The following is a 25679-nucleotide window of genomic DNA, read 5'->3' as shown; positions in this document are numbered from 1 at the left end:
GCAGCGCGGCCGTGCCCGTGACCACCCGCTCAGCGCAGCCCCGCCTCCTCGCGCACACGCCCCTCGCCGGCCTCCACCGCGCGGCGCACGCCCGGGTCGTCGAGGTCCACCGTGCCCGCCCCGAGCGTCTGCGTGAACAGCGTGCCGTCCTCCGCGCGGCGCAGCGCCACCCGCACGACGACCTTCTCGCGGTCGTCGACCGGCACGTGCACCACGTGCACCACCGACTGCTGCACGCGCTCGCGGAACACCTGCGCCAGGTCCCGGCTGGCCCGCGAGTCGTCCGCGAGCACCAGGTCGGTGCGCGCCCCGCTGACCCACCGCACGGTCAGCGTGCGGGTCTGCGCGTCGAGCGACCCGTGGTCGACGTCCGCCCACGCCGTGCGTGCGCGCGGTGCGTCGTCCCGGACGAGGTGCAGGGCCCGCCGGCTCGCCACCACCCACCCCGCGGGGCTCAGCGGTGCGGCGGCCAGCACGGCGTCGCCGCCGAGGTCGAGCCCGCGTCGCACGTCGTCGGGCAGGCGGTCACGGCGGGGGAGCAGGCGCACGCCGTCACGCTACCCGCGGTGCGGGCCGGTGGTGCGGTGTGGGCCAGGTGGGGCTTGAACCCACGACCGACGGATTATGAGTCCGCTGCTCTGACCGGCTGAGCTACTGGCCCGGGGCGCCGCGGCGCCGCGTCGAGACTAGCGGCCCGACCGGCGCACGCGGCGTCGTCGCGGAGGTCAGCGACCCCGCACGATGTGGTGCAGCACGACGTCGTGCACGTGCCGCGCCTTCTCGACCCCGCGGAACTCCGCCTCGTGCACGGTCCCGCCGGCGTCGACCGCGATCGTCGCGCCGGAGAAGAACCCTCCCGTCCAGGACTTGTCCGTCACGATCGAGACCGAGCGGACCTGCTTGTACGGGACGGACGTGATCGCCGTGCGCTTGCCGACGAAGCTGTTGTCCTGGAACACGATGCGCAGGTCGGTCAGGCCGACGAAGCCCGTGCCCGTCCCGGTGCAGTCGTAGACGGCCAGCACCTGCTCGCCCTCGAGCAGCCCCTCGCGCACCTTGTCCAGCTGCTCCCGCTTGTCGTGCGGCACGTCCGCCATGGGCTCCTCCTCGTCCTCGGGTCGTCACCGGGGCGCGGGCGCGCCCCCGACCGGCACAGTCTGCCGGGCCGGCGCGCCGGTCGTGACCGGTTCGTCCCCGTCCCGTCGTGCACGCCGCCGCCCGGGCCGCCACACTCTGCGCATGCCAGCAGGCCGACGGTCACCGGGGACGGGCCCCGCGGCGCCCGCGGGGGCGCTGCCCTGGGTCGCGCTGGGCTCGGTGCTGCTGGGCTGGCTGACGGTCATCGGCCTCGTGTCGATCTTCTACGGACTCGACCGCGGCACCGCCGGGCTCGCCGACGCGCGCGTGGTGCGCAGCGACCTGCTCGCCCCGCACGTCGGCGGCCTCGTCGTCGCCGCGCTCGTCCCCGCGCTGTGGGGCCGCGCCCGCGACGTGCGGACCGAGCGCCGCACCGTCGCGCGCACCTGGTGGCTGGTGCCGGCCGCCGTCCTCGCATGGGCGGTCTGGGCCCTCGACGTCGGCACGCTCCGGGCCGCGGGGCCCGGGCTGACCCTGACGCTCGTCGTCGCGTGCCTCGTGGTCGCACTCGACCTGGAGCTGGTGCTCCGCGGGTTCGTCGTGACGTTCCTGCGCGACCGCTGGGACGAACCGTCCGTCGCCGTCGGCAGCGTGCTGGTCAGCGGCGCCGTCCTGCTGCTGCTCGGACCGGGCGACGCGCCCGTGCGGGCCGGCTACGCGGTGGCCGCGGGCGTCCTGCTGTACTGCGCCCGCCGCGTCGGCGCCGGCCTCCTCGCCCCCGTCCTGCTGCACGCGGCGATCCTGGTGGCCCTGTGGTCCCAGGCCGTCGGCGACGCCGCCCTGCGCGCCCCGGGGCGGGTCGTCGACGTCGTGGTGCTCCTCGCGCTGGCCGCGGCGACGGCCGTCGCCGGCGTGCTCGCGGTGCGGCGCGGCTGGCGCTGACGGCGCACGGCACGCCACCGGGCCGACGCGCTCCGGTCGCCGACCCGGCCGGTCGCTGCGACGATCGTCGCGGGTGCTGGCGCGAGGCCAGGGGGTGGGGGCCCGAGACCCGAAGGAGCCGCGTGACCACGCTCGCCGCACGTCATCCGCAGCACGCCTGGGAGGTCGGCGCGCGCGCCGGCTACGCCGTCAGCGGGCTGCTGCACGCCCTGATCGGGGTGCTCGCCCTGCAGCTCGCGCTGGGCTCGTCGTCCGCCGACGCGGACCAGTCGGGCGCGCTCCAGGCCGTCGCGGGCTCGCCGTTCGGCGCCGTCGTGCTGTGGTTCGCCGTGGTGGCGTTCGTCGCGCTGGGGGCCTGGCAGGCGGCCGCCGCGCTGCGCGGCGCCGGCCAGGAGACCGCGGACCGCGTCAAGGCCGGGGCCAAGGCCGTCATGTACCTGGCGCTCGCCGGCACGTCGTACGCGTTCGCGCAGGGGTCGGGGTCGTCGAGCAGCGGCCAGACGTCGGACGCGACGGCCCAGCTGATGCAGGCGCCGGCGGGACGGGTCCTCGTGGGCGCCGTCGGCCTGGGCGTCGTCGCCGTGGGCGTCTACCACGTGGTCAAGGGCGTGCGGAAGAAGTTCCTCGACGACCTGCGCAGCCTGCCGTCCGGCCGTGCGGGCCGGGCCGCGCGCTGGTGCGGCGTGCTCGGGTACGCCGCCAAGGGCGCGGCTCTGATGGTCGTCGGCGGTCTGTTCGTGGTCGCCGCGGTGCAGCAGGACCCGCAGGAGGCCACCGGTCTGGACGGAGCGCTCACGGCGCTGCGCGACGCGCCGATGGGGACGGTGCTGCTGGTGCTGGTGGCCGGCGGTTTCGTCCTGTTCGGGGTGTACTGCTTCGTCCGGGCACGCTTCGGAAGCCTGTGACGTTTCACCCGCACTCGTCCCGCACGGTTGTTGCGTGGATGTCCCGTATGGGGCATAGTCATTCGTGTCAGCGACAACGGCAAACCCGCTGCAAGGCGGGGACGCAAAGCCACGGGGCCCACAGGGCCAGCCGAGCTACCGAACGACGAAGGAGCATGACCATGTCTGTCGACATCCCCGCCGCCCCCCTCTCGCAGGGTTCCCTCCTCACGCCTGGTGAGGTCGCGGTCCTCTTCCGGGTCGACCCGAAGACGGTCACCCGCTGGGCGCAGGCCGGCAAGCTCTCCGCGGTCCGCACGCTCGGCGGCCACCGCCGCTTCCACGAGGCCGAGGTCCGCCAGCTCCTCACCGGTGTGCCGCAGCAGCGCATCGGCCAGTGAGGTCCCGCCGCCCCCGCGCGGCGGCCAGCACGGCATCGGACGCCGGTGGTGACACTGTCACCACCGGCGTCGTGCTGTGCGCCCGCAGGTCGCCGGCCTGCGGGCAGAGCATGCCCCGTCGCCCTCGCCGGGTCGGGCGGCGGCTCCCGACGTGAAAGGATCGCCCCATGGCTCTGCGTGAGATCCGCACCGTCGGCGACCCCGTCCTGCGCACCCCGTGCGACCCGATCACCACGATCGACGACCGGGTGCGGACCCTCGTCGACGACCTCCTCGAGACCGTCGACATGGACGGCCGCGCGGGGCTGGCCGCGAACCAGATCGGCGTCGGCCTGCGGGCGTTCTCCTGGAACATCGACGACGAGATCGGCTACGTCCTCAACCCCGTCATCGTCGAGCTCTCCGAGGACGAGTACCAGGACGGCGACGAGGGCTGCCTGTCGGTCCCCGGCCTGTGGTACCCGACGCGGCGTGCCTGGTACGCGCGGGTCGTCGGCACCGACCTCGACGGCAAGGAGGTCACGGTCGAGGGCGTCGAGCTCATGGCCCGCTGCCTGCAGCACGAGGTCGACCACCTCGACGGCAAGCTCTACCTCGACCGCCTCGAGCGGTCCGTGCGCAAGAAGGCCATGCGCGCGATGCGCGAGCAGCTCTGACCGCACGGGTGCGCCCGCGCGGGTGATGCCGCGCGTGGCGTCTGGTGCAACCAGGCCGCCTGGTGCATCCTGTGCTCAGCACGCCGTGTGCGCTGTGACGTACTCCTGCACGGGTCCGAGGTCGTTGGGGAAGGCGACCCTCGAACCGCTCAAGGAGGACGACATGGCTGGTGGACTCACCCGCGGTGTACTTTTCGTGCACTCGGCGCCCCGTGCGCTCTGCCCCCACGTCGAGTGGGCGGCGGGCAACGTGCTGGACGCCCGCGTGAGCATGGACTGGACCGCGCAGCCCGCCGGTCCGGGGTTCTACCGGGCCGAGCACTCGTGGCAGGGTCCCGCGGGCACCGGCGCGCGCCTGGCGTCCGGGCTGCGCGGCTGGGCGCACCTCCGGTACGAGGTCACCGAGGAGCCGAGCGCCGGCGTCGACGGCTCGCGCTGGAGCCACACGCCCGAGCTGGGGATCTTCCACGCCCAGACGGACGTGCACGGCAACGTCGTGGTGCCCGAGGACCGCATCCGTGCGGCGCTCGAGCACGCCGGTGACGCCCAGCGGCTGCGCGCCGAGCTGGACCTCGCGCTCGGCCAGGCGTGGGACGACGAGCTCGAGCCGTTCCGGTATGCGGGTGCGGGTGCACCCGTGCGGTGGCTGCACCGCGTCGGCTGACCGTCGCGCCGCGCCACCGCAGGGACCTCGCGCCCAGGACCCGGGACCTGCGTCCCGGGTCCTGGCGCGCGTACAGGACTATCCTGCGCTGCTCCCAGGGATCCCCCAGGGAGCGCTCGTACGTTCTCCCACGTCAACGCCGCGCGACCGCGCGCCGCCGAGAGGGGAACACCCGATGCGCCCGACCACCCGCCGCCGCTCCTTCGCCCTGCTGTCCGGGATCGCCGCCGCCACCGTCCTCGCCGGCTGCGCCACCAGCGCCGCCACCGAGACGGACGCCGGCACCGACGACAGCTCGACGCAGACCGCGACCGACGAGGCAGGCACCGACGATACCGCGGACGGCACGGCCGAGGACACCGCCGACGACGACGCGGCCGCGACCGGCTCGGCGTACACGGACGGGACCTACGACGCCACCGGCAGCTACACCTCGCCCGGGGGGCCCGAGACCGTCGCGGTGAGCCTCACGCTCGCCGACGGCGTCGTCACCGCCGTCGAGGTCACGCCCGAGGCCACCAACGCCACGTCCCGGCAGTACCAGACGCAGTTCGCTTCCGGGATCGCCGACGAGGTCGTGGGCGTCGCGATCGACGACCTCGACGTCACGACCGTCTCCGGCTCCTCGCTGACCAGCGGCGGGTTCATGGACGCCGTCGCCCAGATCTCCGCCGATGCGGCCGCCTGAGGCCACGTTCGACGCGATCGGCACCCGGTGGCGGATCACGACGCCGGAGCCGCTCGCAGACCGGGTCCTGGCCCGGGTGCACGCCGTGATCGACGCGTACGACCGCACGTGGTCGCGGTTCCGTGACGACTCCGTCGTGGCCGCGATGGCCCGCGAGCCCGGCACGTACGTGCTGCCGGACCACGCGGCCGCCCTGCTCGACCACTACGACGTCCTCGCGGCGTGCACCGACGGCGCGGTGACCCCGCTCGTCGGCCGCAGCCTGGAGCGTCTCGGCTACGACGCGGCGTACACCCTGCGCCCGGTCGGCGACCCGGTGCCCGCCGCGGCGCCGGCCGCCGTGAGCCGTGACGGGCACGTGCTGCACGTGCACGAGCCCGTGCTGCTCGACGTCGGCGCCGCCGGCAAGGGGCAGCTCGTCGACCTCGTCGGCGACGAGCTGCTCGCCTGCGGCATCGGGACGCACACGGTCGACGCCGGTGGCGACGTCCTGCACCGCGGGCCGACGCCCCTGCGGGTGGCCCTGCAGCAGCCGGGGCATCCGACGCGTGCGATCGGCGTCGTCGAGGTGCGTGACGGCGCCGTCTGCGGGTCCGCCGTCGACCGGCGCACCTGGGGCGACGGCCTGCACCACGTGCTCGACGCGCGCACCGGGGCACCGGTCCGCGACGTCGTGGCCACGTGGGCGCTCGCCCCCACCGCGATGGTCGCCGACGGCCTCGCCACGGCGCTGTTCCTCACCGACCCCGACCGTCTCCAGGCGCGCTACGCGCACACCTACGTCCAGCTGCACGCCGACGGCCACGCGCGCTACGCGCTGGCCCTGCCCGGGGAGCTCTGCGCATGAGCCACGTCGACGGCCTTCTCGGCCGCCTGAGCATGTACCGCCTCGTCACCCTCGCCCTGGCGGCGACCGTCCTGGCCGCGCTCGTCGGTGCCCTCACCGGCGCCGTCGGGGTCGACCCGTGGGGCATCCTCGCCAGCACGGCCGTCGCGGTCGGGGCCACGGCCGCCGTCTCCGCCGCCGGAGGGCGCCTCGTGCGCCGCCCCGCGCACCTGGAGTCGTCCGTCATCACCGGCCTGATCCTCGTGCTGCTCTTCCAGCCGTCGCTGGAGCCGTCGGCGCTCGCGACCGTCGCGGGGGCGGGCGCGGTCGCCGGGGCGTCCAAGTACCTCGTGGCGGTGCGCGGGCGTCACGTGGTGAACCCGGCGGCGTTCGGCGCGCTCGTCGCAGGCGTCGTCGGGTGGCCGCTGCTGGGCACCTTCGGTGCGTTCTGGTGGGTCGCCACGCCCTTCCTGCTGCCCGTCGTGGCGGTCGTCGGGCTCGCCGTGGTGCAGCGCACGCGGCACGTGGCCCCCGTCGTGGCGTACCTGGTCACCGGGGTGGTGGTCGTGCTGCAGCAGCAGGTCGCGCTGGGTACGGCGCCCGGCGACGCGCTGTGGTCCGCGCTCGCGCAGTACCCGCTGGTGTTCGCCGCGACGATCATGCTCACCGAGCCGCTGACCCTCGCGCCGCGCCGCGGCCAGCAGATCGGCCTCGCGGTGCTCGCGGCGCTCCTGGCGTTCGTGCCGTTCCACCTCGGCCCCGTGTCGAACACGCCCGAGCTGGGGCTGGTCGTCGCGAACGTCGTCGCCTTCGTGCTCGGCCAGCGCGGCGGCGTCCGGCTGCAGGTCGCCGCGCACACCGCCGTGGGCGGCGGGGCGCACGAGGTCCTGCTGCGCCCCGCGCACCCCGTGCGCTGGCGGCCCGGCCAGTGGGTCGAGCTGCACGTCCCGCACCGCGCGGACGGCCGCGGCGAGCGGCGCACCTTCTCGATCGTGGGTGCCCCGGCCGACGGCCCCGCGGCCGACGCCCTCGCAGTCGCCTTCACCGTCCCGGCGGAGCCGAGCTCGTTCAAGCAGACCCTCGCCGCGCTGCCCGTGGGCTCCACGGTCCACGCCACCGGTGTCGGCGGCGACCTGCTGCTGCCGCGGAGCACGGCCACGCCGCTGCTCCTGGTGGCCGGGGGCATCGGGGTCACGCCGTTCGTGCCGATGCTCGAGGCCGGCACGCACCCGGACACGGTCCTCGTCCTCGTGCTGCGCACCCACGACGCCCCGCCGTACCTCGAGCGGCTCGCCGCGACGGGCGTGCGGACGCTCGTGGTCGGGCCGAGCGCCGGGGGACCGCACGACCCGGACGGCGCCGGCTGGGAGCTGCCCGACGGGTGGCACCGCATCGGCGTGCGGCTGACGGCCGAGGACCTCGCCGACGCGGTGCCCGACGCCGACCAGCGGCGCGCCTACGCCTCGGGGTCGCCCGCCATGCTGGCCGGCACCGTGCCCGTGCTGCGGGCCGTCGGTGTCCGCCGTGTGCGCCGCGACGTGTTCAGCGGCTACACCGGCGGACGCCGACGCCCGGTCACGCGGGGCCGTGCGGACGCGCAGGGTCAGACGGAGGTGACGACCAGCGCGACGTTGTGACCGCCGAAGCCGAACGAGTTGTTCACGGCGGCGACCTGCCCGGCAGGCAGGGCGCGCGGGGTGTCCCGCACCAGGTCGAGGACGAGCTCGGGGTCGGGGTTGGCGACGTTGATCGTCGGCGGCGCCAGCCGGTCGTGCAGTGCCAGCACCGTGAAGATCGTCTCCAGGGCGCCGGCGCCGCCGAGCAGGTGGCCCGTCATCGACTTCGTCGCCGAGAGCACCGCGTGGTCGGCCTCGTCCCCGAGGGCCTCGCGGATCGACCGGGCCTCGATGAGGTCCCCGACGACCGTCGACGTGGCGTGCGCGTTGACGTGCACGACGTCGCGCGCCGCCACGCCCGCGTCGGCGAGCGCGGAGCGCATCGCCCGGACCTGGCCGCCGCCCGACGGGTCGGGGGAGGTGATGTGGTAGCCGTCGGCGGACAGGCCGACACCCGCGAGCCGCGCGTACACCCGGGCCCCGCGGGCCGCGGCGTGCGCGGCCGACTCCAGCACCACGACACCCGCACCCTCGCCGATGACGAAGCCGTCGCGGTCGACGTCGTAGGGGCGCGAGGCGCCCGCGGGGTCGTCGTTGCGGGTCGAGAGCGTGCGGGACGCGGCGAACGCGGCGATGGGCATCGGGTGGATGACCGCCTCCGTGCCGCCCGCGACGACGATGTCTGCCCGGCCGGCGCGGATCATGTCCGCCGCGTAGCCGATGGCCTCCGCGCCCGTGGCGCACGCGGACACCACGGCGTGGGCGCCGGCGCGCGCGCCGAGCTCGAGGGAGACGTACGCCGTCGCCGAGTTCGGCATGAGCATCGGCACCGTCATGGGCAGGACGCGGCGCCCGCCCTTCTCGCGCAGCGTGTCCCACCCGTCGAGGGTGGTCCAGATGCCGCCGATGCCGGACGAGACGACGGAGCCCAGCCGGTCCCCGTCGACCTCGGGCGCCCCGGCGTCGGCCCAGGCCTCGCGCGCCGCGATGATCGCGTACTGCGACGACGGGTCCATGCGCTTGATCTCGGGCCGCGGGAGCACCTCCGACGGCGGCACGCGCAGCTGCGCGGCGAAGTTCACGCCGATCTCGTAGGTGGTCGCCCAGTCGTTGTCCATGGGGCGGGCACCGGACTCGCCGGCGAGCGCGGCGCGCCAGGTGCTGGGCACGTCACCACCCAGGGGGGTGGTGGCGCCCAGGCCGGTGACGACGACCTCGGGGACGGTGCTCATGGGTGCTCCTCGCGGGTACGGACGACGGAAGGCTCGGGCGGTGCGCGCAGCGGGGCGGCGCGCACCGCCCGGTGGGGCCACCGGGGTGGCCCGGGGGCCTCAGGACTGGGCGCCCGTGATGTACGTGACGGCGTCGCCGACGGTGGCGAGGTTCTTGACCTCGTCGTCGGGGATGCGCACGTCGAACTTCTCCTCGGCCAGCGTGACGATCGTCATCATCGACAGCGAGTCGATGTCGAGGTCGTCCGTGAAGGACTTCTCCGGCAGGACGGAGTCGGTCGGCAGACCGGTCTCCTCGCTGACGATCTCGGCCAGGCCGGCGAGGATCTCCTGCTCGGTGTACGCCATCGGTGACTCCATTTCGTGTGGGTGGTGGGACGAACGTGTCGAACGGTACCGGCCGTGCGGGCAGCTCCCGCGGCGGTCCGTCCGCACCGGCTCAGGGCAGGACGACGACCTGGGCGGCGTAGACGAGGCCCGCGCCGAACCCGATCTGCAGGGCGATCGCGCCCGAGGACACCTGGCCCTCGCGCAGCAGCCGCTCGGTGGCCAGGGGGATCGAGGCGGCGGACGTGTTGCCGGTGTCGGCGATGTCCCGGCCGACGACCACGCGCTCGGGCAGCTTCAGCTGCTTGATCATCTGGTCGATGATGCGCATGTTCGCCTGGTGGGGGATGAACGCGTCGATGTCGTCGGGCGTGACGCCCGCGGCGTCCATCGCCTTCTGCGCGACCGGCGCCATCTGCCAGACGGCCCACTTGAAGACCGACTGGCCCTCCTGGCGCAGCGTCGGCCAGCCCGCACCCTCGTCGCGGGTCGCGAGCCAGGAGTGCGTCTGACGGATCGCCTGCGCCTGCGCGCCGTCCGAGCCCCAGACGGTCGGGCCGATGCCGGGGGTGTCGGACGGGCCGACGACGACGGCGCCCGCGCCGTCGCCGAGCAGGAACGAGATCGACCGGTCCGTCGGGTCGACGAAGTCGCTCATCTTCTCGGCGCCGATGACCAGCACGTGGCGGGCCGATCCGGCCCGCACCAGCGCGTCGGCCTGGCCGATGCCGTAGCAGTAGCCGGCGCAGGCGGCCGAGATGTCGAACGCCGCGGCCGGCGTCGCACCGATCCGGTCGGCGATGATCGCGGCGGCGGACGGCGTCTGGTGGAAGTACGTGACGGTCGAGACGATGACGGCGTCGATGTCCGCACCCGTCAGGCCCGCGTTCTCCAGGGCCGCGCGGGCCGCGCCCTCGGCGAGGTCGAGCACGTCGGTGCCCGCACCCGCGCGGCGGCGGGTGACGATGCCGGTGCGCTGCCGGATCCACTCGTCGGACGAGTCGATCGGGCCGACCAGGTCGTCGTTGGGCACGACGTTCTCGCCGCGCACGCCCCCGAGTCCGAGGATGCGGGTGTGGGCGGGGCCGGTGGCCTGCGTGAGGGTCGGACGGGTCACGACGGGTTCTCCTGTGCGGTGAGGTCCTGGGACGCAGCGGGGCCCGCGTGGCGTCGCACGAGGTCACGGGCGGCGTCCAGGTCGGCAGGCGTCTTCAGGGCGACGGTCTCGACCCCGGGCAGGGTACGCCGGGCCAGGCCCGTGAGGACACCGCCCGGGGCCACCTCGAGGAGGGCGGTGACGCCGAGGTCGGCGAGGGTGGTCTGGCACAGGTCCCAGCGCACCGGGCGCGCGACCTGGGCCACGAGACGGGCGAGGGCGTCCTCGCCGGACGCCACGGCCGCGCCGTCGGCGTTGCCCAGCAGCGTGAGCGTCGGGGCGCCCGGCGTGACGCGCCCCGCGGCGGCCGCGAGCTCGTCGACCGCGGGGGCCATGTGCCGGGTGTGGAACGCCCCGGCGACCTGGAGGGGGATGATGCGGGCCCGGGCCGGCGGGTCGGCGGCGAGCGCGGCCAGGGCGGGCAGCTCGCCGGCGGCGACGACCTGGCCGCTGCTGTTGACGTTCGCGGGGACGAGGTCGAGGGCTGCCAGCCGGGCGAGGACCTCGTCGGGGTCGCCGCCCAGGACCGCGCTCATGCCCGTCGGCGTGACGGCGGCGGCCCGGGCCATCGCCGACCCGCGCACCGCGACCAGCGTGAGGGCCTCGTCGTCGGTGAGCACGCCCGCGACCGCCGCGGCACCGAGCTCGCCGACCGAGTGGCCCGCGACGACGTCGACGGCGCCGGCGGTCAGCTGCGCGAACGGGGTGCCGGCCGGGGCGTCGAGCACCACGCGCAGGCTGGCCAGCGCGCTGGCCACGAGCAGGGGCTGGGCGACCGCCGTGTCGCGGATCGTCTCCGCCGACGACGTGGTGCCGTGGCCGACGAGGTCGAGGCCGACGACGTCACCCGCGTGGGCGAGGTCCGCGGCGAACCCCGGCAGCTCGAGCCACGGGGTGAGCATGCCGGGGGACTGGGCCCCCTGGCCGGGGCAGGCGACGACGAGCACCCGACCACTGTGCCGGTCCCGCCCGGCCTCACCCGGTCACGGCACGTACGAACCTTGCGACCGCGTCTTGTCGTACCCCGACAAAGCGCGCGGGCCGCCGCGCCTGCGGTCAGGCCGTGCCGGTGCCGTCGAGGCGCCCGACGGCCAGCGCCGTCTGCAGCACGTACGACTCCCGCGCGTCCAGGGGGTCCCAGCCGGTGACGTCGCTGACGCGGCGCAGCCGGTACCGCACGGTGTTGGGGTGCACGTACAACGTGCGGGCCGCCGCCTCCAGCGACCGCCCCGCGCCCAGGTACGCCGAGAGCGTCTCGAGCAGGGAGCCCTGGCTCGCCGCGAGCGGGGCGAAGGCGCGCTCGACGAGGGCGCGGCGCGCGTCGGCGTCGCCGACGAGGACACGCTCGGGCAGCAGGTCGTCGGCGAAGACGGGGCGCGGGGCGCCGTCCCACGCCGCAGCCGCCGCCAGCCCGTGCAGCGCCGCGCGCACCGACCGCGTCGACTCCACCAGCCCGTCCGCCGTGGGGCCGATCACCACGGGACCCGGCCCGAACCGGGGGAGAAGCGTCAGTGCGGCAGCGCGCAGGTCGCCCCGCCCGCCGAGGAACACCAGCAGCCGGTCGCCGAGGGTCCCGACGAGCGCGTCGTCCGCCGCGTGGCGGGTCTCGCGGCGCAGGTCCGCGGTGCGCACCTCGTCCATGTGGGCGCCGGCGGTGCCGACGACCACGAGGGTCGGGCCCTGACCCGTCCACCCGAGCGCGGCCACGCGCGAGCGCACCGCGTCGCCGCCGTCCCCGCGCACGAGCGCGTCGACGACGAGCGCCTCCAGGCGGGCGTCCGACGCACCCCGGACCTCCGCGGCGCGGGCGTAGACCTCCGCCGCGGAGAACGCGACCTCGCGGGAGTACCGGAGCACCGCCTCGCGCAGCTCGCGCTCCTCGCCCGGGGCCGCGAGGCGGTCGCTGTGCGTCTCGACGACGTCGACGACGACGCGCACGAGCTGCAGCGTGTGCTGCAGCGAGATCGATCGGGTCAGCTCCGGCGGCGCGGCGGCGAAGATCTCGCCGACACCGTGCGGCGGCTTCGTCGGGTCCGCGTACCAGGTGACGAACGCGGTGATGCCCGCCTGCGCGACCAGTCCCACCCACGACCGGTCCTCCGCGGGCAGGGCCCGGTACCAGTCGAGGTCTGCGTCGAGCCGGCGCATCGCCGCCGCGGCGAGCAGCCCCGCCCCGTCCCGCACGCGGCGCTGGGTCTCGGTGACCGGCTCGCGCGCCGGTGCGCCGGCCCGTGGGCGGGCGGGCTCGCGGCGGGGGTCCGCGTCGCCCGGCGTGCCGGCGTCGGTGGTCTGCGCGGCGGTCTTCGCGGGGGCCTGCGCGGGGGCGGTGCGCCCCGCCCGGGAGGTCGACATGCGGCCGAGCATAGGCGGCGGTTGTGGGATGCCGACAAAGGGTCCACGCCTCGTGCGGCTCGCATGCCGGTCGTGGCGCGCCCGCCCCGGGTGCGTCGGGGAGAGAGCCGATAGGGTCGCGACATGGCTCTCCTGCCCCGACTGCGCCAGCTGATGCGACGACCGTCCTCGGCCTCCCGGGTCGGTGCGCGCCGTCCGACGAAGGCCTCGCGCCGGGGGGACACCCTCCACGAGGACGCGCTGCGCTCGATGCTGAGCGACGACCCGAACAACGAGCGCGCGTTCCAGGCCCTCGCCGAGATCGTGCGCCGCCGGGCCACCGAGCAGGTCCACGAGGAGGACCCGCTGACCGCGCCGAACGTCGAGCACGAGCGCGAGCGCGCCGCGGAGCTCGCGGTGTGGGCCCTCGGCGAGGAGCTCGCCGGCAACCCGCGCGCCTGGTACCCGCTCATCGAGCTCGCCCGGCTGTCCGTCGACGACGACCACGACGGCACCATCCGCCGGCTGACGACCGCGTCCGAGCGCGACTCCTCCGGCACCGCGCTGGCCCAGGCCCTGGCGCTCCTGTGCGAGGCGGGCCAGCCCGTCGAGGCCCTCAACCTCGGTGTCGGTCACTGGCGGCCCCGCGAGCACGACCCCGCGGTGGCCCGCCAGCTCGTGCGTGCCGCCGTGCAGGCCGGCCGCCCGCTGGAGGCCAAGCAGCACCTCGCGTCCCTCGACCTGTACCCGGACCAGGGGGCGGTCGCGGGCCTGCGTGCCGAGCTGACCCGAGAGGTCGCCCGCGCGGAGCAGTCGATCACGGGCACCTGACCGCGCAGCGGACGAACGACGAGGGCGCCCCGGCCGACCGGCCGGGGCGCCCTCGTCGTCAGGAGGTGCCGCGCGTCAGGCGTCGCCGCCCGTGTTGCCCGACGTGCCCGCCGTGACGTCGTGCAGGCGGTACCGCTCGATGGCCTGCGCGGGCAGGGACGGGTCCACCGCGCCCTCGAGCGCGAGCTGCTGCAGCACGCGCACCGCGGTCGACGGGCCGTCGATCTTGAAGTGCCGGCGTGCGGCGGCGCGCGTGTCGGAGAAGCCGAAGCCGTCCGCACCGAGCGTCGCGTAGCGCCCCGGGACCCACGCGCGGACCTGGTCGGCCACGAGGTGGTCGTAGTCCGTCGTCGCGACGAACGGGCCCTGCGCCCCCTGCAGCTTCTGCGTCAGGAAGGGCGTGCGGGGCGCCTCGCCCGGCTGCAGGAACGCGTGCTGCTCGGCAGCCAGCGCGTCGCGCCGCAGCTCGTTCCAGCTGGTGACCGACCACACGGCGGCGCGCACGCCCCAGTCGTCGGCGAGCAGCTGCCGGGCCTCGAGCGCCCACGGCACCGCGACGCCGGAGGCGAGGATCTGGGCCTGCGGGCCCTCGCCCTCGACCGGCGCCACCTGGTGGATGCCGCGCAGGATCCCCTCGACGTCGACGTCCTCCGGCTCGGCCGGCTGGACCATCGGCTCGTTGTAGACCGTCAGGTAGTAGATGACGTCCTGGTCGCGACCGTCGGAGCCGTCGCCGTACATGCGGGCGATGCCGTCGCGCACGATGTGCCGGATCTCGTACCCGTACGCCGGGTCGTAGTGCACGACGTGCGGCATGGTTCCCGCCAGCAGCGGGGAGTGGCCGTCGGCGTGCTGCAGGCCCTCGCCCGTCAGCGTGGTGCGCCCGGCCGTGGCCCCGATGAGGAACCCGCGCGCCATCTGGTCCCCGGCGGCCCAGAACTGGTCGCCGGTGCGCTGGAACCCGAACATCGAGTAGTAGAAGTAGAACGGGATCAGCGGCTCGCCGTGCGTGGCGTACGCCGTGCCGACGGCCTGGAACGCCGCGGCCGACCCGGCCTCGTTGATGCCGGTGTGCATGATCTGCCCGGAGGTGGACTCCTTGTAGGACAGCATCAGCTCGCGGTCGACCGCCATGTAGTTCTGGCCGTTGGTGTTGAAGATCTTCGCGCTCGGGAAGATCGAGTCCAGGCCGAACGTGCGCGCCTCGTCGGGGATGATCGGCACCAGGCGGTGGCCGAACTCCTTGTCCTTGAGCAGGTCCTTGAACAGGCGCACGAGCGCCATCGTCGTGGCGACCTCCTGCGTGCCCGAGCCCTTGGCCAGGCTCTCGTAGGACTTGTCGCCCGGGAGCGTGAGCTTGGTGTGCTCGGTGCGCCGCTCGGGGACGAAGCCGCCGAGGGCCCGGCGCCGGTCGAGCATGTAGCGGATCGCCTCGTCGTCCGGCCCCGGGTGGTAGTACGGGGGCAGGTACGGGTTCTCCTCGAGCTGGGCGTCCGAGATCGGGATGTGCAGCGAGTCCCGCAGCGCCTTGAGCTCGTCGACCTTGAGCTTCTTCATCTGGTGCGTGGCGTTGCGCCCGGCGAAGCCCGAGCCCAGGCCGTAGCCCTTGATGGTGTGGGCGAGGATGACGGTCGGCTGACCGGTGTGCTCGCGCGCCGCCTTGTAGGCCGCGTAGAGCTTGCGGTAGTCGTGCCCGCCGCGCTTGAGGGCCCAGATCTCGTCGTCCGTCATCTTCTCGACGAGCTGCTTGGTCCGCGGGTCGCGGCCGAAGAAGTGCTCGCGGATGAACGCGCCGTTCTCGGCCCGGAACGTCTGGAAGTCGCCGTCCGGGGTGGTGTTCATCAGGTGCACCAGGGCGCGGTCCTTGTCGGCGTTGAGCAGGACGTCCCACTCGCGGCCCCAGATGACCTTGATGACGTTCCAGCCCGCGCCGCGGAACTGCGCCTCGAGCTCCTGGATGATCTTGCCGTTGCCGCGCACGGGGCCGTCGAGGCGCTGCAGGTTGCAGTTCACCACGAACGTCAGGTTGTCCAGGCCCTGCTGCGCCGCGTGCTGGAGCATGCCGCGCGACTCGGGCTCGTCCATCTCGCCGTCGCCCAGGTACGCCCACACGTCCTGCTGGCTGGTGTCCTTGATGCCCCGCTCGTGCAGGTACTTGTTGGTCCACGCCTGGTAGATCGCACCGGCCGGGCCCAGGCCCATCGACACCGTGGGGAACTCCCACAGCTCGGGCGCCAGGCGCGGGTGCGGGTACGACGGCAGGCCGCCGCCGGCGTGCGAGCGCTCCTGGCGGAACCCGTCGAGCTGGTGCTCGCTCAGGCGCCCCTCGAGGAAGCCGCGGGCGTACACGCCCGGGGAGGCGTGGCCCTGGAAGTAGACCTGGTCGCCGCCGCCCGGGTGGTCCTTGCCGCGGAAGAAGTGGTTGAGGCCGACCTCGGTGAGCGTCGCCACCGACGCGTAGGACGAGATGTGCCCGCCGACCGCCACGCCGGGACGCTGCGCACGCGTCACCATCACGGCCGCGTTCCAGCGGATCCAGGAGCGGTACCGGCGCTCCATGACCTCGTCACCGGGGAAGTACGGCTCGTTGTGCACCGCGATCGTGTTCACGTACGGCGTGTTCAGGGAGGCCGGGATCGCCACGTTCCGCTGCCGCGCGTGGCGCAGCATGCTCATCAGGACGTACCGCGCCCGCGGGCCGCCCTTCTCGTCGATCAGGCCGTCGAGCGAGTCGACCCACTCCCCGGTCTCCTCCGGGTCGATGTCGGGGACCTGGCTGAGCAGGCCGCCGATCAGCGGGCCCGTCTCGTCGATGGAAGCCACCGGTGCTCCTTCGCGTCTCGTGCGCGCCCGGCGGTCCCGCCACGGCGCGCCTTCTCGTCCCGGCCCGGCCTCCGGCGCGGTGGCGCCTGGGGCCGCGGGTGCGGGTGATCGATCCATTCTCGGTCCTCCCCGCCCGGAAAGTCACACCGACGGGCCCCCGCGGGGCCGTGACGTCCGTGACACGCGCGGGACGTCCACGACGGGGCTTCCCGGGGCCGGGGACCTCCCGGTGGGCTAACGTGTGCCCACATCAGAGGTCCCGCGCAGGCGTGGGCCACCGGGGGAAAGAAGGGAACGGGCCGGACGTGTCTTCCACTGCGGACGATGCCGCGACGCACGCGGCCGCTCGTCTGGGCTTCGAGTCCGGGCAGGTCATCCAGGAGCTGGGCTACGACGACGACGTGGACGAGGCCCTGCGTGCAGGGCTCGAGGCCACCACCGGCTCCGCGCTCGTCGACGAGGACTACGACGACGTCACCGACGGCGCCGTGATCTGGTTCCGCGACGACGACGGCGACCTCACCGACGCGCTCGTCGACGCGATGACCGTGCTCGAGGACAACGGGCCGATCTGGGTGTTCGTGCCCAAGGCCGGACGCCGGGGCCACGTGCCCCACAGCGACATCGAGGAGGCCGCGACCACGTCCGGCCTGCACGCGATGACGACGTTCTCCGTCGGTCCCGACTGGTCCGCGACGCGGCTGGCTACGCGGGGTCGCGGCAAGTGACGGGCGCGGCGCCCGGGGCCCTGCTCGTCGGTGAGCCGGCCCCGGACGTCACCCTGCCCGACACCCACGGCACACCCGTCTCGCTCGCGCAGCTGCGCGGCGGCCCGGTCGCGGTGGTGTTCTTCCCGTTCGCGTTCTCCGGCATCTGCTCCGGCGAGCTGTGCGAGCTGCGCGACAACCTGGCGATGTTCGACGCCGCCGGCGTCCGCCTCCTCGGTGTCTCGTGCGACCCCATGTTCGCGCTGCGGGCCTGGTCGCAGCAGGAGGGCCACGGCTTCGACCTGCTGTCCGACTTCTGGCCGCACGGTGCGGCCGCCCGCGCGTTCGGCGTCTTCGACGAGGACCACGGCCTGGCCCTGCGCGGCTCGTTCCTCCTCGACGCCGACGGCGTGGTCCGCTGGTCGGTGGTCAACCCCCGCGGCGAGGCCCGCCCCCTCGCCGCCTACCGCGAGGCCCTCGCGGCCCTGTGACGGCACGCCCCGCGACCGTGCCGACGGTCGGGGGCGTCTCGTCCCGGTGTTCTGGTGGGCCCGGCCGGTCTCGAACCGGCGACCTCCGCGGTGTAAGCGCGGCGCTCTGACCAACTGAGCTACAGGCCCGAAGAGCGTCGGACAGCCTACCGGCGCCGTAGGCTGCGCGGGTGCGCGCAACCCTCCTCCACGGTCCCGGTGACGTCCGCGTCGAGCAGGTGCCCGACCCGCAGGTGCGCCGGGCGCACGACGCCGTGGTGCGCGTCGTCGCGACCTGCGTGTGCGGGTCGGACCTGTGGCCCTACCGCGGGGCACGGCCGGTGGACGAGCCGCGGCGCATCGGGCACGAGCTCGTGGGCGTGGTCGAGGAGGTCGGCGCCGACGTGCGGACGGTGCGGCCCGGTGACTTCGTCGTGGCGCCGTTCTCGCTGTGCGACGGCACGTGCGTGCACTGCCGCAACGGCGTGCACACGTCGTGCGAGCGGGTCGCGTGGTGGGGGTCGCCCGACCAGGACGGCGAGCCCGTCGACGCCGCGCAGGGCGAGTACGTGCGCGTGCCGATGGCCGACGGGACGCTCGTCGTGACCCCGGAGCACCCCGACGAGGCGCTGCTGCCGCACGTGCTGACGCTGACGGACGTGATGGGCACCGGGCACCACGCGGCGCGGTCGGCCGGCGTGGGGCCGGGCTCGACGGTGGCCGTGGTGGGCGACGGTGCCGTGGGGCTGTGCGCGGTGATCGCGGCACGCCGGCTCGGCGCCGAGCGGGTCGTGGCCATGTCGCGGCACGCGGCCCGGCAGGAGCTCGCGCGCGGGTTCGGGGCCACCGACGTCGTCGCCGAGCGCGGTGACGAGGGGGCGGCCCACGTGCGCGACCTGCTCGACGGCATCGGCCCGGACGCGGTGCTCGAGTGCGTCGGGACCAAGGAGTCGATGGCGCAGGCCCTGGCCACCGTGCGGCCGGGCGGGCGGATCGGCTTCGTCGGGGTGCCCGCGGGCGGGCCCGAGCTGCCGGTGCGGCAGCTCTTCGACACGAACGTCACCGTCGGGGGCGGCATCGCGCCCGTGCGCGGCTACATCCCCGAGCTCATGGCCGACGTCTGGTCCGGCGCGATCCGACCCGGGCTGGTGTTCGACGGCACCTTCGCGCTCGACGACATCGCCGACGCCTACGCCGCGATGGACGCCCGGACCGTCACCAAGGCCCTCGTGCGGCCGTGACGCATGGGCGGGGCGAGGTCGGCGACCTCGCGGCCAGCCGGTAGGTTGCCGCGTGTGAGCCCCACCGCCACCGTCCGCGACGTCGTCGCCGCCCTCGACCGGCGGTACCCGCCCGGGACGGCCGAGCCCTGGGACCGGGTCGGCCTCGCGGTCGGGGACCCCGACGCCCCCGTGCGCCGGGTGCTGCTCGCCGTCGACCCCGTCGCCGCCGTCGTCGACGAGGCGCTCGGCTGGGGCGCCGACCTGCTGCTCACGCACCACCCGCTGCTGCTGCGCGGCGTCCACTCGGTGGCGGCGACCACCGCCAAGGGGGCGCTCGTGCACCGCCTGGTGCGGGGCGGGTGCGCGCTGCACACCGCGCACACCAACGCCGACGCCGCGGTCGACGGCGTCGCGCACGCCCTTGCCGACACCATCGGCGTGCGGGGCACCGTCCCGCTCGTGCCCGCGGTCGTGCCGTCGCTCGACAAGCACGTGGTCCTCGTGCCGACGGAGCACGCCGAGGCGCTCGTCGACGCGCTGTCCGCGGCGGGCGCCGGTGCGCTGGGCGCGTACGCCCGGTGCGCGTGGACCACCGTGGGGGAGGGCACGTTCCTCCCGCTCGACGGCGCCGCGCCCGCGGTCGGGCGGGTCGGCGAGGTCGCCCGGGTGCGCGAGACCCGCATCGAGATGGTCGCCCCGCGCAGGTCGCGGGCGCAGGTCGTGGCCGCCGTGCGGGCCGCCCACCCGTACGAGGAGCCGGCCTTCGACGTCCTGGAGCTGGCGTCCCTGCCGGGGCAGACGGGGCTCGGCCGCGTCGGCACGCTGGACCGGCCCCTGCCGCTGGCGGAGTTCGCCGCCGCCGTGGCCCGCGCGCTGCCCGCCACCGTGCAGGGCGTGCGCTACGCGGGCGACCCCGCGATGCCCGTGCACCGGGTCGCCGTGCTCGGTGGTTCCGGCGACTCGCTCTTCGACGCGGTCCGCGCGGCCGACGTCGACGCCTACGTGACCGCGGACCTGCGCCACCACCCCGCGTCCGAGCAGCAGGAGCAGGCGCTGTTCGAGGCCAAGGGCGGCGCGCCGCGCCCCGCGCTCGTCGACCTCGCGCACTCCGCGTCGGAGTGGCCCTGGCTCGCCCGGGCCGCCGACGCGCTGCGCGCCGACCTGGCCGCTGCGGGCACTACGGTGGAGACCCGCGTGAGCACGCTGCGCACCGACCCCTGGACGGGCCGTGTGCCGCAGCCCGCCCGCACCCAGCCGGAAGGAACCCCGTGACGAGCGCCCCCGTCGCCGACCAGCGTCGCCTGCTCGAGGTCCAGGACCTCGACACCCGCCTCGACCAGCTCGCCCACCGCCGTCGCACGCTGCCCGCGCTCGCGCGGCTGACCGAGCTCGACGCGCAGGTCGGCGACCTGTACACCGCCCTCGTGACGTCGCGGACCGCGGCCTCGGACCTGCGGCGCGAGCTCACCAAGGCCGAGGCCGACGTCGCGCAGGTGCGCACCCGTGCCGCGCGCGACCAGCAGCGGCTCGAGCAGGGCCAGGTCTCCGCGAAGGACGCGCAGGCGCTGACCAGCGAGCTCGAGAGCCTGGCGCGCCGCCAGTCCGACCTCGAGGACGTCGAGCTCGAGGTGATGGAGCGGCTCGAGGCCCACGAGTCGACGCTCGCCGAGCTGGAGACGGCCCACGCGGCGCTCGCGTCGGACCGTGCCGCCGTCGTCGCCGAGCGCGACGCCGGCTGGGCCGAGGTCGACGCCGAGGCCGACCGGGTCCGGGCCGCGCGCGAGAAGACCGTCGCCGGCCTCGACGAGCGGCTGGTCGCACTCTACGAGCGCCTGCGCGGGCAGCTCGGCGGCCGGGGCGCCGCACCGCTGCGCGGCAACCGGTGCGACGGCTGCCGCCTCGAGCTCAACCCGCTGGACCTCGAGGCCATCCGTGCGCGTCCCGAGGACGCGGTCGTGCGCTGCGAGGAGTGCGGGCGCATCCTCGTGCGGCTGCCCGCGAACGCATGAGCCCGGTGGAGGAGCCGCCCGGGACGCCCGGGCGCCCGGCACAACCTGTCGTGCCCGCCGGGACGACGGGTCGCCGACGCACCGCCGGGCCGTCGGGGGCGGGCGTGCGGTTCGACGACGAGCAGCCCGTCACGGTCGTGCTCGTCCGCCACGGGCAGACCGCGATGACGGTCTCCCGCGGCTACTCCGGCTCCTCCGAGCCGGGCCCGCCGCTGGACGCGACCGGCCGCGCGCAGGCGGCGTCCGCGGCGGAGCTCGTCGACCGCGTCGGCCGCGACCTGTGGGGCGACGTGCCCTACCCGGGCGAGGTCGTCGCGTCGCCCATGGTCCGCACGCAGGAGACCGCGGGCGTCGTCGCCGCGCGGCTCGGCCTGCCCGTGCGCACCGACGCCGCGTTCCGCGAGGCCGACTTCGGGGCCTGGCAGGGGCTGACCTCCGACGAGATCGAGCAGCGCTGGCCCGGCACCCTCGAGCCCTGGCACGTCGACGGGCACGTGCGCCCGCCCGGCGGGGAGTCCGTCGCCGACGTGGGGGAGCGGCTGCGTGTCGCCCTCGACGGGCTGCGCGGCGGCGGCGAGCGGACCGTCGTCGTGGTCTCGCACGCGGTCGCGATCCGTGCCGCCCTGGGCGTGACGCTCGGGTCCGCCCCCGGCACGTGGAGCCAGCTGCGCGTCGCCCCGGCGTCGGTGAGCATCGTGCGCCTGTACACCGACCGGCGCGACGAGGTCGCCGTGGCCGGCGCGCCCAGCGAGGGCTGGGGCCCCGCAGCCCGCTGAGCGGCCGGGCCGTTCCACGACGTCAGACCACGACGAGGCGGCCGGGTCAGTCCACGACGAGCGAGAGCGTGCGCGCCCCGCGTCGCGGCGGGTCCGCCAGCTCGACCGCCGTCAGCACCGTGCCGACGAGCGCGCTCGCGGCGTGCGCCAGCTCGTCCGCGTCCCGCGGGGCGTTCCCGCGACGGGTCACCAGGTGCCGGGTCAGCACGCCGCGCGTGTGCTTGGCGTGGTGCGAGACGACCGAGCGGCGCCCGTCGACCTCGCGCAGCACGCGCACGTCCACCCAGGTCGCACCCGCGGGCGGCGTCCACGCGGCCCGGTACGCGGCGGAGCGGCAGTCGACCACCAGGTCCTCGCCCTCCTCGGCCAGCGCGTCGGCCAGCGGGCCGCGCCACGCGGCGGACAGCGGCCCGACGCCCGGCAGGTCGGTCCCCATCGACAGCCGGTAGGCCGGCACCACGTCGTCGACGGTCAGGACGCCCCACAGCGCGCTGACGACGCGGACGGAGCGCACCGCACGCGCCCGGGCCGCGGGCGTGAGCCCGTCCAGGCCCGCCGCGCCGTACAGCACACCCGTGTACACCCGGGACGCCCGCGCCGCCGGGGCGTCCCGCAGCCCGGTGTTCCGCGTGACTTCGGCGGCCAGGCCCGGTGAGACGCCCAGCACCGCGCACGCGTCGTCCCGCGCGCTGACCGCCACGAGCGCATCGAGCACCTTCTCCCGCCACGGCGTGAGCCCCGGGTGCGCGAGCGCGGCGAGGTCGACCGGCGGGGCGCCGACGGGCGCGGGCGTCTTGCCCTCCGAGGGCGGCAGCAGCACGAGCACCGCTGCACTGTACGGTGCGGTCCTGCCCGCCCGACGACCCCCAGGAGTGCCGTGGCTCACGTGAAGGTGTACGGCCGGCGCTCCGCCTGGGGCCACCGTCGCGCCGAGGTCTCCGACGCCCTGCACGCTGCCCTCGTCGGTGCGTGGGGCATCCCGCCCGCCAAGCGCTTCCACCGGTTCCTGCTGCTCGACGACGAGGACCTCGTCGCCCCCCGCGGGCACGACTACCTCGTCGTCGAGGTCGTCGCGTTCGCCGGACGCAGCCCCGCCGCGGTCCGGACCCTGCTCACGGCCATGACCGACGACGTCGCGCCCGCGCTCGGCCTGGCGCCCGACGACCTGGAGGTCGTCGTGCTCGAGAGCCCGCCCACGCACTGGGCGATCCGCGGCACCACCGGAGACGCGCTCCAGCTGGACTACCGCGTCGACCTCTGACCCGCGCCGGCGGGCCGCAGCGACGGGTACGCTGGGCGCGCGGACGAGTCAGCCAGGCGGCCGCGTCAGGGCCCTCGTGGTCCTGCCGAGGAACGTCCGGGCTCCGCAGGGCAGGGTGGTGGGTAACGCCCACCCGGGGTGACCCGCGGGAAAGTGCCACAGAGAACAGACCGCCACGTCGCACCTCGGTGCGGCGGGGTAAGGGTGAAACGGTGGTGCAAGAGACCACCAGCGCACCGGGTGACCGGTGCGGCTAGGCAAACCCCACCCGGAGCAAGGCCAGACAGGGAGCGTCCGAGGGCTGCCCGCCCGAGCTCCCGGGTAGGCCGCTGGAGGCGTGCGGCGACGCACGTCGTAGATGGATGGTCGCCACCCGCGCGCGGGCAACCGCGCACGGGGACAGAACCCGGCGTACCGGCTGACTCGTCCGCCCCTTCGGGGTGCCCGCCCGCCCCGTCGACGCGACACGGCGCGGGCGGTCACGTCACGAGGCGTGGCCCTGGGATCCCTGGCGCTTGTGCGGGACGAACGGGACGCGAGGTCGGGCCCGGCACGCCGGGGCCTGCCGCTGTCGGTCCCGGTGCTCGTCCGCGCGGGCGCGGGCGGGTCGGGGCACGAAGGGCAGCCGTGGGCCCCGTGTCCTCGCCGCGGCGTCGTCGGAACGCTCGTCGCCCGTCATGGTGTCCCCCTCGTCACCGTGCCCGGCTGTGCTCTCCCGTCCCACGGTAGGCCCCGTCGGCGTCTGCGCCAGGGTCCGTCCCGGGGCGCACCCGGACGCGCGGGTGAGATCTGCGGGGGAGGTGCGGCTGCGGTGACGAAGGTCCCGCTCGTGCCGTCAGCCGGTCGGCTGCTCGCCCGGGCCCGCCTGCGCCCGGGCGAGGTCGGCGGGGGTGCTGCGCAGCAGGCAGAACTCGTTGCCCTCGGGGTCGGCCAGGACGTGCCACGTGACGTCCTGCTGGCCGACGTCCACCGGGGTCGCACCGAGCTCGAGGAGCCGGACGAGCTCGGTCGCCTGGTCCGAGCCGTCGGGCGGGCGCAGGTCCGGGTGCAGGCGGTTCTTGACGCGTCGCTCGTCGGGCACGCGCAGGAACAGCCATCCCGTCGCGGAGCCGTCGGCGGGCGCGAGCTCGACCTCCTCGCCGTCACCCTCCTCGTCCGTGACCGTCCACCCGAGGACCCGCGACCACCAGCGGGCCAGGGCGGTCGGGTCGGCGGCGTCGATCGACAGCTGGGACACGATCAGGTGCATGGCACGACGCTAGGCGCTGGCACGACCGCAGGCATCCCCGGGTGCGTCAGGCGCGGTAGCGCGCGACCATCGGGCAGTCGAACGGGTCGCGGGCCTGCAGGCCGACCTCGTTGAGGTACTCCACGACGCGGCGGTACGACTCGACCAGCGTCGTCTGCGTGTACGGCATGCCGACGCGCGCGCAGTGCTCGCGGACCAGCTCGCGGGCGCGGGCCAGGTGCGGGCGGGGCATGGAGGGGAACAGGTGGTGCTCGATCTGCGCGTCGAGGCCGCCCATGAGCGCGGTGACCCAGCGGCCGCCGGAGATGTTGCGCGACGTCAGCACCTGCTTGGACAGGAAGTCCAGCCGGCTCTCGGCCGGGATGATCGCCATGCCCTTGTGGTTCGGGGCGAACGACGCGCCCATGTAGACGCCGAACACCGCGAGCTGCACGCCGAGGAACGCGGCGGCCATGCCGAGCGGGAGCTGCCACACGACGAGGGCGACGTACCCGACGAGGCGGACGGCCATGAGCACCAGCTCGGTGGTGCGGGCGCGGCTGGGGGCGGACGCGAGCGCCGAGCGGATCGACACCACGTGCAGGTTGAGGCCCTCGAGCGTCAGGAGGGGGAAGAACAGCCACCCCTGGCGGCGGGTGAGGGCACCCATGAACCCGCTCTGCTGCGCGGCGTCCTCGGGCAGGAACGAGATCGTGTCCCGCTCGATGTCCGGGTCCTTGCCGCGGCGGTTCGGGTTCGCGTGGTGACGGTTGTGCTTCGTGGTCCACCAGCTGTGGCTGATCCCGACGACCGCGTTGGCCAGGACCCGCCCGAGCCGGTCGTTGGCCGGTCCGGTGCGCAGGACCTGGCGGTGCGACGCCTCGTGCGAGACGAACGCGACCTGCGTGAGCACGACGCCCAGCCCGGCGGCGACGAGCAGCTGCCACCACGACGGGCCGATGACGACGAGCGCGGTGAGGAGCGCGGCGAGCGCGGCACCCAGACCCGTGAGCAGCCCCACGTAGAAGCGCGGCGTGCGCTCGAGGAGGCCCGCCTCCCGGACGGCGGCAGCCAGCTCGTGGTAGCTGCCGGTCGCGGCCTCCTGACGGGGGCGCGGTCGCGTCGGGGTAGGGGCGAGCGTCACGGGGCCTCCAGGGCGTGGTTCGACTTCCCAGCCGTGGGGGTGAGCGGTCGCTCGGCGGTACGGATGCCCTTGAGAGTACGTGCCGTTCAGGTCGGTGGTAAGGGGCGTGCCGGGTGGTGGACGGGGAGGTCCTGTGCACGTGCGGCCGGCGGGTCGCCGTCGCCGGGCCGCACGACGTCGACCCGCTGCCGCTCCTGCTCGGCCACGAGGTGCACGTGGTTCGGCTGGAAGATCTCGACGAGGTCCCCCAGCAGGCCCGGACCCGCGGACCCGCCCGCCGCCGCGTCGTCGGCGCCCCGGGTGCGCACGCTCAGCCGCAGGTGCGGCCCCCAGCCGTGCGCGACGGCCCGGTCGAGGGCGACGAGCACGACGGCGACGGCCAGCACGACCACCACCCAGCGCATCGT

General features: G+C 75.3%; 28 protein-coding genes, 2 tRNA genes, 1 other RNA gene and 1 riboswitch. Of the genes, 17 read left to right on the top strand and 14 right to left on the bottom strand.

Features of this window, described 5'->3' with window-relative positions:
• Nucleotides 1-29: 29 nt before the first annotated feature.
• From BKA21_RS03040 to BKA21_RS03030, 3 genes are all read right to left on the bottom strand, one after another.
• Nucleotides 30-548, bottom strand: a complete 519-nt coding sequence (locus tag BKA21_RS03040) for a hypothetical protein (RefSeq protein WP_140458691.1) — start codon at nucleotides 546-548, stop codon at nucleotides 30-32.
• 39 nt (nucleotides 549-587) lie between these two features.
• Nucleotides 588-661, bottom strand: a tRNA-Ile gene (locus BKA21_RS03035).
• A gap of 64 nt (nucleotides 662-725) precedes the next feature.
• The gene (locus tag BKA21_RS03030; protein WP_140458692.1) at nucleotides 726-1097 is read right to left on the bottom strand and encodes a PH domain-containing protein; all 372 of its coding nucleotides are present in this window, start codon (nucleotides 1095-1097) and stop codon (nucleotides 726-728) included.
• A gap of 142 nt (nucleotides 1098-1239) precedes the next feature.
• Here BKA21_RS03030 and BKA21_RS03025 point away from each other — a divergent pair, with 142 nt between their 5' ends.
• The 8 genes from BKA21_RS03025 (at nucleotide 1240) to BKA21_RS02990 (ending at nucleotide 7775) form a co-directional block, all read left to right on the top strand.
• The gene (locus tag BKA21_RS03025; RefSeq protein ID WP_170208980.1) at nucleotides 1240-2019 is read left to right on the top strand and encodes a CPBP family glutamic-type intramembrane protease; all 780 of its coding nucleotides are present in this window, start codon (nucleotides 1240-1242) and stop codon (nucleotides 2017-2019) included.
• A gap of 122 nt (nucleotides 2020-2141) precedes the next feature.
• A complete protein-coding gene (locus tag BKA21_RS03020; protein ID WP_140458694.1) occupies nucleotides 2142-2924 on the top strand; it encodes a DUF1206 domain-containing protein in 783 nt (260 codons plus the stop codon).
• A gap of 68 nt (nucleotides 2925-2992) precedes the next feature.
• Nucleotides 2993-3067, top strand: a riboswitch (cyclic di-GMP riboswitch).
• A gap of 18 nt (nucleotides 3068-3085) precedes the next feature.
• Nucleotides 3086-3304 carry a BldC family transcriptional regulator gene (locus BKA21_RS03015; RefSeq protein ID WP_140458695.1) on the top strand — a complete coding sequence of 73 codons (219 nt, stop codon included), beginning with the start codon at nucleotides 3086-3088 and terminating at the stop codon, nucleotides 3302-3304.
• A gap of 167 nt (nucleotides 3305-3471) precedes the next feature.
• Nucleotides 3472-3960, top strand: coding sequence for a peptide deformylase (gene def / locus BKA21_RS03010; RefSeq protein ID WP_140458696.1), 489 nt, complete (start codon nucleotides 3472-3474; stop codon nucleotides 3958-3960).
• A 163-nt stretch (nucleotides 3961-4123) separates the two neighbouring features.
• Entirely contained in the window at nucleotides 4124-4624 is a 501-nt protein-coding gene (locus tag BKA21_RS03005) for a DUF3145 domain-containing protein (protein ID WP_140458697.1), read from the top strand.
• Between the two features lie 175 nt (nucleotides 4625-4799).
• Nucleotides 4800-5312, top strand: coding sequence for an FMN-binding protein (locus BKA21_RS03000; RefSeq protein WP_140458698.1), 513 nt, complete (start codon nucleotides 4800-4802; stop codon nucleotides 5310-5312).
• Nucleotides 5299-6159, top strand: coding sequence for an FAD:protein FMN transferase (locus BKA21_RS02995; RefSeq protein ID WP_140458699.1), 861 nt, complete (start codon nucleotides 5299-5301; stop codon nucleotides 6157-6159). The genes BKA21_RS03000 and BKA21_RS02995 overlap by 14 nt, the downstream gene beginning before the upstream one ends.
• Complete coding sequence (locus BKA21_RS02990) at nucleotides 6156-7775, top strand: FAD-dependent oxidoreductase (protein ID WP_140458700.1); 1620 nt, start codon at nucleotides 6156-6158, stop codon at nucleotides 7773-7775. Before BKA21_RS02995 ends, BKA21_RS02990 begins: the two co-directional genes overlap by 4 nt.
• On the opposite strand, the gene BKA21_RS02985 is transcribed toward BKA21_RS02990, so the two are convergent.
• From BKA21_RS02985 to BKA21_RS02965, 5 genes are all read right to left on the bottom strand, one after another.
• Nucleotides 7742-8986, bottom strand: coding sequence for a beta-ketoacyl-[acyl-carrier-protein] synthase family protein (locus BKA21_RS02985; protein WP_140458701.1), 1245 nt, complete (start codon nucleotides 8984-8986; stop codon nucleotides 7742-7744). The genes BKA21_RS02990 and BKA21_RS02985 overlap by 34 nt on opposite strands.
• Before the next feature lie 99 nt (nucleotides 8987-9085).
• On the bottom strand, nucleotides 9086-9334 hold the full coding sequence (locus tag BKA21_RS02980; RefSeq protein WP_140458702.1) for an acyl carrier protein: 249 nt from the start codon (nucleotides 9332-9334) through the stop codon (nucleotides 9086-9088).
• Between the two features lie 91 nt (nucleotides 9335-9425).
• Nucleotides 9426-10430, bottom strand: a complete 1005-nt coding sequence (locus tag BKA21_RS02975; RefSeq protein WP_140458703.1) for a beta-ketoacyl-ACP synthase III — start codon at nucleotides 10428-10430, stop codon at nucleotides 9426-9428.
• Entirely contained in the window at nucleotides 10427-11416 is a 990-nt protein-coding gene (locus tag BKA21_RS02970; protein ID WP_140458704.1) for an ACP S-malonyltransferase, read from the bottom strand. Before BKA21_RS02970 ends, BKA21_RS02975 begins: the two co-directional genes overlap by 4 nt.
• 109 nt (nucleotides 11417-11525) lie before the next feature.
• Nucleotides 11526-12821 (bottom strand): PucR family transcriptional regulator, encoded by a 1296-nt coding sequence (locus tag BKA21_RS02965; RefSeq protein ID WP_140458705.1) that lies wholly within the window; start codon nucleotides 12819-12821, stop codon nucleotides 11526-11528.
• A 123-nt stretch (nucleotides 12822-12944) separates the two neighbouring features.
• Here BKA21_RS02965 and BKA21_RS02960 point away from each other — a divergent pair, with 123 nt between their 5' ends.
• Nucleotides 12945-13631 carry a hypothetical protein gene (locus tag BKA21_RS02960; protein WP_170208981.1) on the top strand — a complete coding sequence of 229 codons (687 nt, stop codon included), beginning with the start codon at nucleotides 12945-12947 and terminating at the stop codon, nucleotides 13629-13631.
• 75 nt (nucleotides 13632-13706) lie between these two features.
• Here the strand turns inward: BKA21_RS02960 and aceE are convergent, their stop codons facing one another.
• Nucleotides 13707-16454, bottom strand: coding sequence for a pyruvate dehydrogenase (acetyl-transferring), homodimeric type (gene aceE / locus BKA21_RS02955; RefSeq protein ID WP_140458706.1), 2748 nt, complete (start codon nucleotides 16452-16454; stop codon nucleotides 13707-13709).
• A 305-nt stretch (nucleotides 16455-16759) separates the two neighbouring features.
• On the opposite strand from aceE, the gene BKA21_RS02950 reads away from it, so the two are divergent.
• Both BKA21_RS02950 and BKA21_RS02945 read left to right on the top strand, forming a co-directional pair.
• On the top strand, nucleotides 16760-17182 hold the full coding sequence (locus tag BKA21_RS02950) for a DUF3052 domain-containing protein (protein ID WP_140458707.1): 423 nt from the start codon (nucleotides 16760-16762) through the stop codon (nucleotides 17180-17182).
• Entirely contained in the window at nucleotides 17179-17652 is a 474-nt protein-coding gene (locus tag BKA21_RS02945; RefSeq protein WP_140458708.1) for a peroxiredoxin, read from the top strand. Before BKA21_RS02950 ends, BKA21_RS02945 begins: the two co-directional genes overlap by 4 nt.
• A 52-nt stretch (nucleotides 17653-17704) precedes the next feature.
• Here the strand turns inward: BKA21_RS02945 and BKA21_RS02940 are convergent.
• A tRNA-Val gene (locus BKA21_RS02940) sits at nucleotides 17705-17781 on the bottom strand.
• Between the two features lie 41 nt (nucleotides 17782-17822).
• Between BKA21_RS02940 and BKA21_RS02935 the strand changes: the two genes are divergently transcribed.
• From BKA21_RS02935 to BKA21_RS02920, 4 genes are read left to right on the top strand one after another with little or no spacing between them, the layout of a single operon-like run.
• Nucleotides 17823-18872, top strand: a complete 1050-nt coding sequence (locus BKA21_RS02935) for a zinc-dependent alcohol dehydrogenase family protein (protein ID WP_140458709.1) — start codon at nucleotides 17823-17825, stop codon at nucleotides 18870-18872.
• A 54-nt stretch (nucleotides 18873-18926) separates the two neighbouring features.
• Nucleotides 18927-20126, top strand: coding sequence for a Nif3-like dinuclear metal center hexameric protein (locus tag BKA21_RS02930; protein WP_239072969.1), 1200 nt, complete (start codon nucleotides 18927-18929; stop codon nucleotides 20124-20126).
• On the top strand, nucleotides 20123-20863 hold the full coding sequence (locus BKA21_RS02925) for a zinc ribbon domain-containing protein (RefSeq protein WP_140458711.1): 741 nt from the start codon (nucleotides 20123-20125) through the stop codon (nucleotides 20861-20863). The genes BKA21_RS02930 and BKA21_RS02925 overlap by 4 nt, the downstream gene beginning before the upstream one ends.
• Nucleotides 20864-20913: 50 nt before the next feature.
• Nucleotides 20914-21639 carry a histidine phosphatase family protein gene (locus tag BKA21_RS02920; RefSeq protein ID WP_308463951.1) on the top strand — a complete coding sequence of 242 codons (726 nt, stop codon included), beginning with the start codon at nucleotides 20914-20916 and terminating at the stop codon, nucleotides 21637-21639.
• Between the two features lie 46 nt (nucleotides 21640-21685).
• On the opposite strand, the gene BKA21_RS02915 is transcribed toward BKA21_RS02920, so the two are convergent.
• Entirely contained in the window at nucleotides 21686-22465 is a 780-nt protein-coding gene (locus tag BKA21_RS02915; RefSeq protein WP_140458713.1) for a YaaA family protein, read from the bottom strand.
• 51 nt (nucleotides 22466-22516) lie between these two features.
• Between BKA21_RS02915 and BKA21_RS02910 the strand changes: the two genes are divergently transcribed.
• Nucleotides 22517-22900 (top strand): tautomerase family protein, encoded by a 384-nt coding sequence (locus BKA21_RS02910; RefSeq protein WP_140458714.1) that lies wholly within the window; start codon nucleotides 22517-22519, stop codon nucleotides 22898-22900.
• Nucleotides 22901-22944: 44 nt separating this feature from the next.
• An RNA gene (gene rnpB / locus BKA21_RS02905) (RNase P RNA component class A) lies at nucleotides 22945-23330 on the top strand.
• Nucleotides 23331-23735: 405 nt separating this feature from the next.
• Here rnpB and BKA21_RS02900 read toward each other — a convergent pair.
• The 3 genes from BKA21_RS02900 to BKA21_RS02890 form a co-directional block, all read right to left on the bottom strand.
• Nucleotides 23736-24149, bottom strand: a complete 414-nt coding sequence (locus BKA21_RS02900; RefSeq protein ID WP_140458715.1) for a VOC family protein — start codon at nucleotides 24147-24149, stop codon at nucleotides 23736-23738.
• A gap of 46 nt (nucleotides 24150-24195) precedes the next feature.
• On the bottom strand, nucleotides 24196-25272 hold the full coding sequence (locus BKA21_RS02895) for a fatty acid desaturase family protein (protein ID WP_140458716.1): 1077 nt from the start codon (nucleotides 25270-25272) through the stop codon (nucleotides 24196-24198).
• A gap of 86 nt (nucleotides 25273-25358) precedes the next feature.
• Nucleotides 25359-25676 (bottom strand): hypothetical protein, encoded by a 318-nt coding sequence (locus BKA21_RS02890; RefSeq protein WP_140458717.1) that lies wholly within the window; start codon nucleotides 25674-25676, stop codon nucleotides 25359-25361.
• Nucleotides 25677-25679: the final 3 nt, after the last annotated feature.

The organism is Cellulomonas oligotrophica (assembly GCF_013409875.1).
Classification (GTDB): Bacteria; Actinomycetota; Actinomycetes; order Actinomycetales; family Cellulomonadaceae; genus Cellulomonas; species Cellulomonas oligotrophica.
The sequence above is the reverse complement of the archived record's forward strand: the minus strand, read 5'-3'. Positions and strand labels throughout refer to the sequence as shown.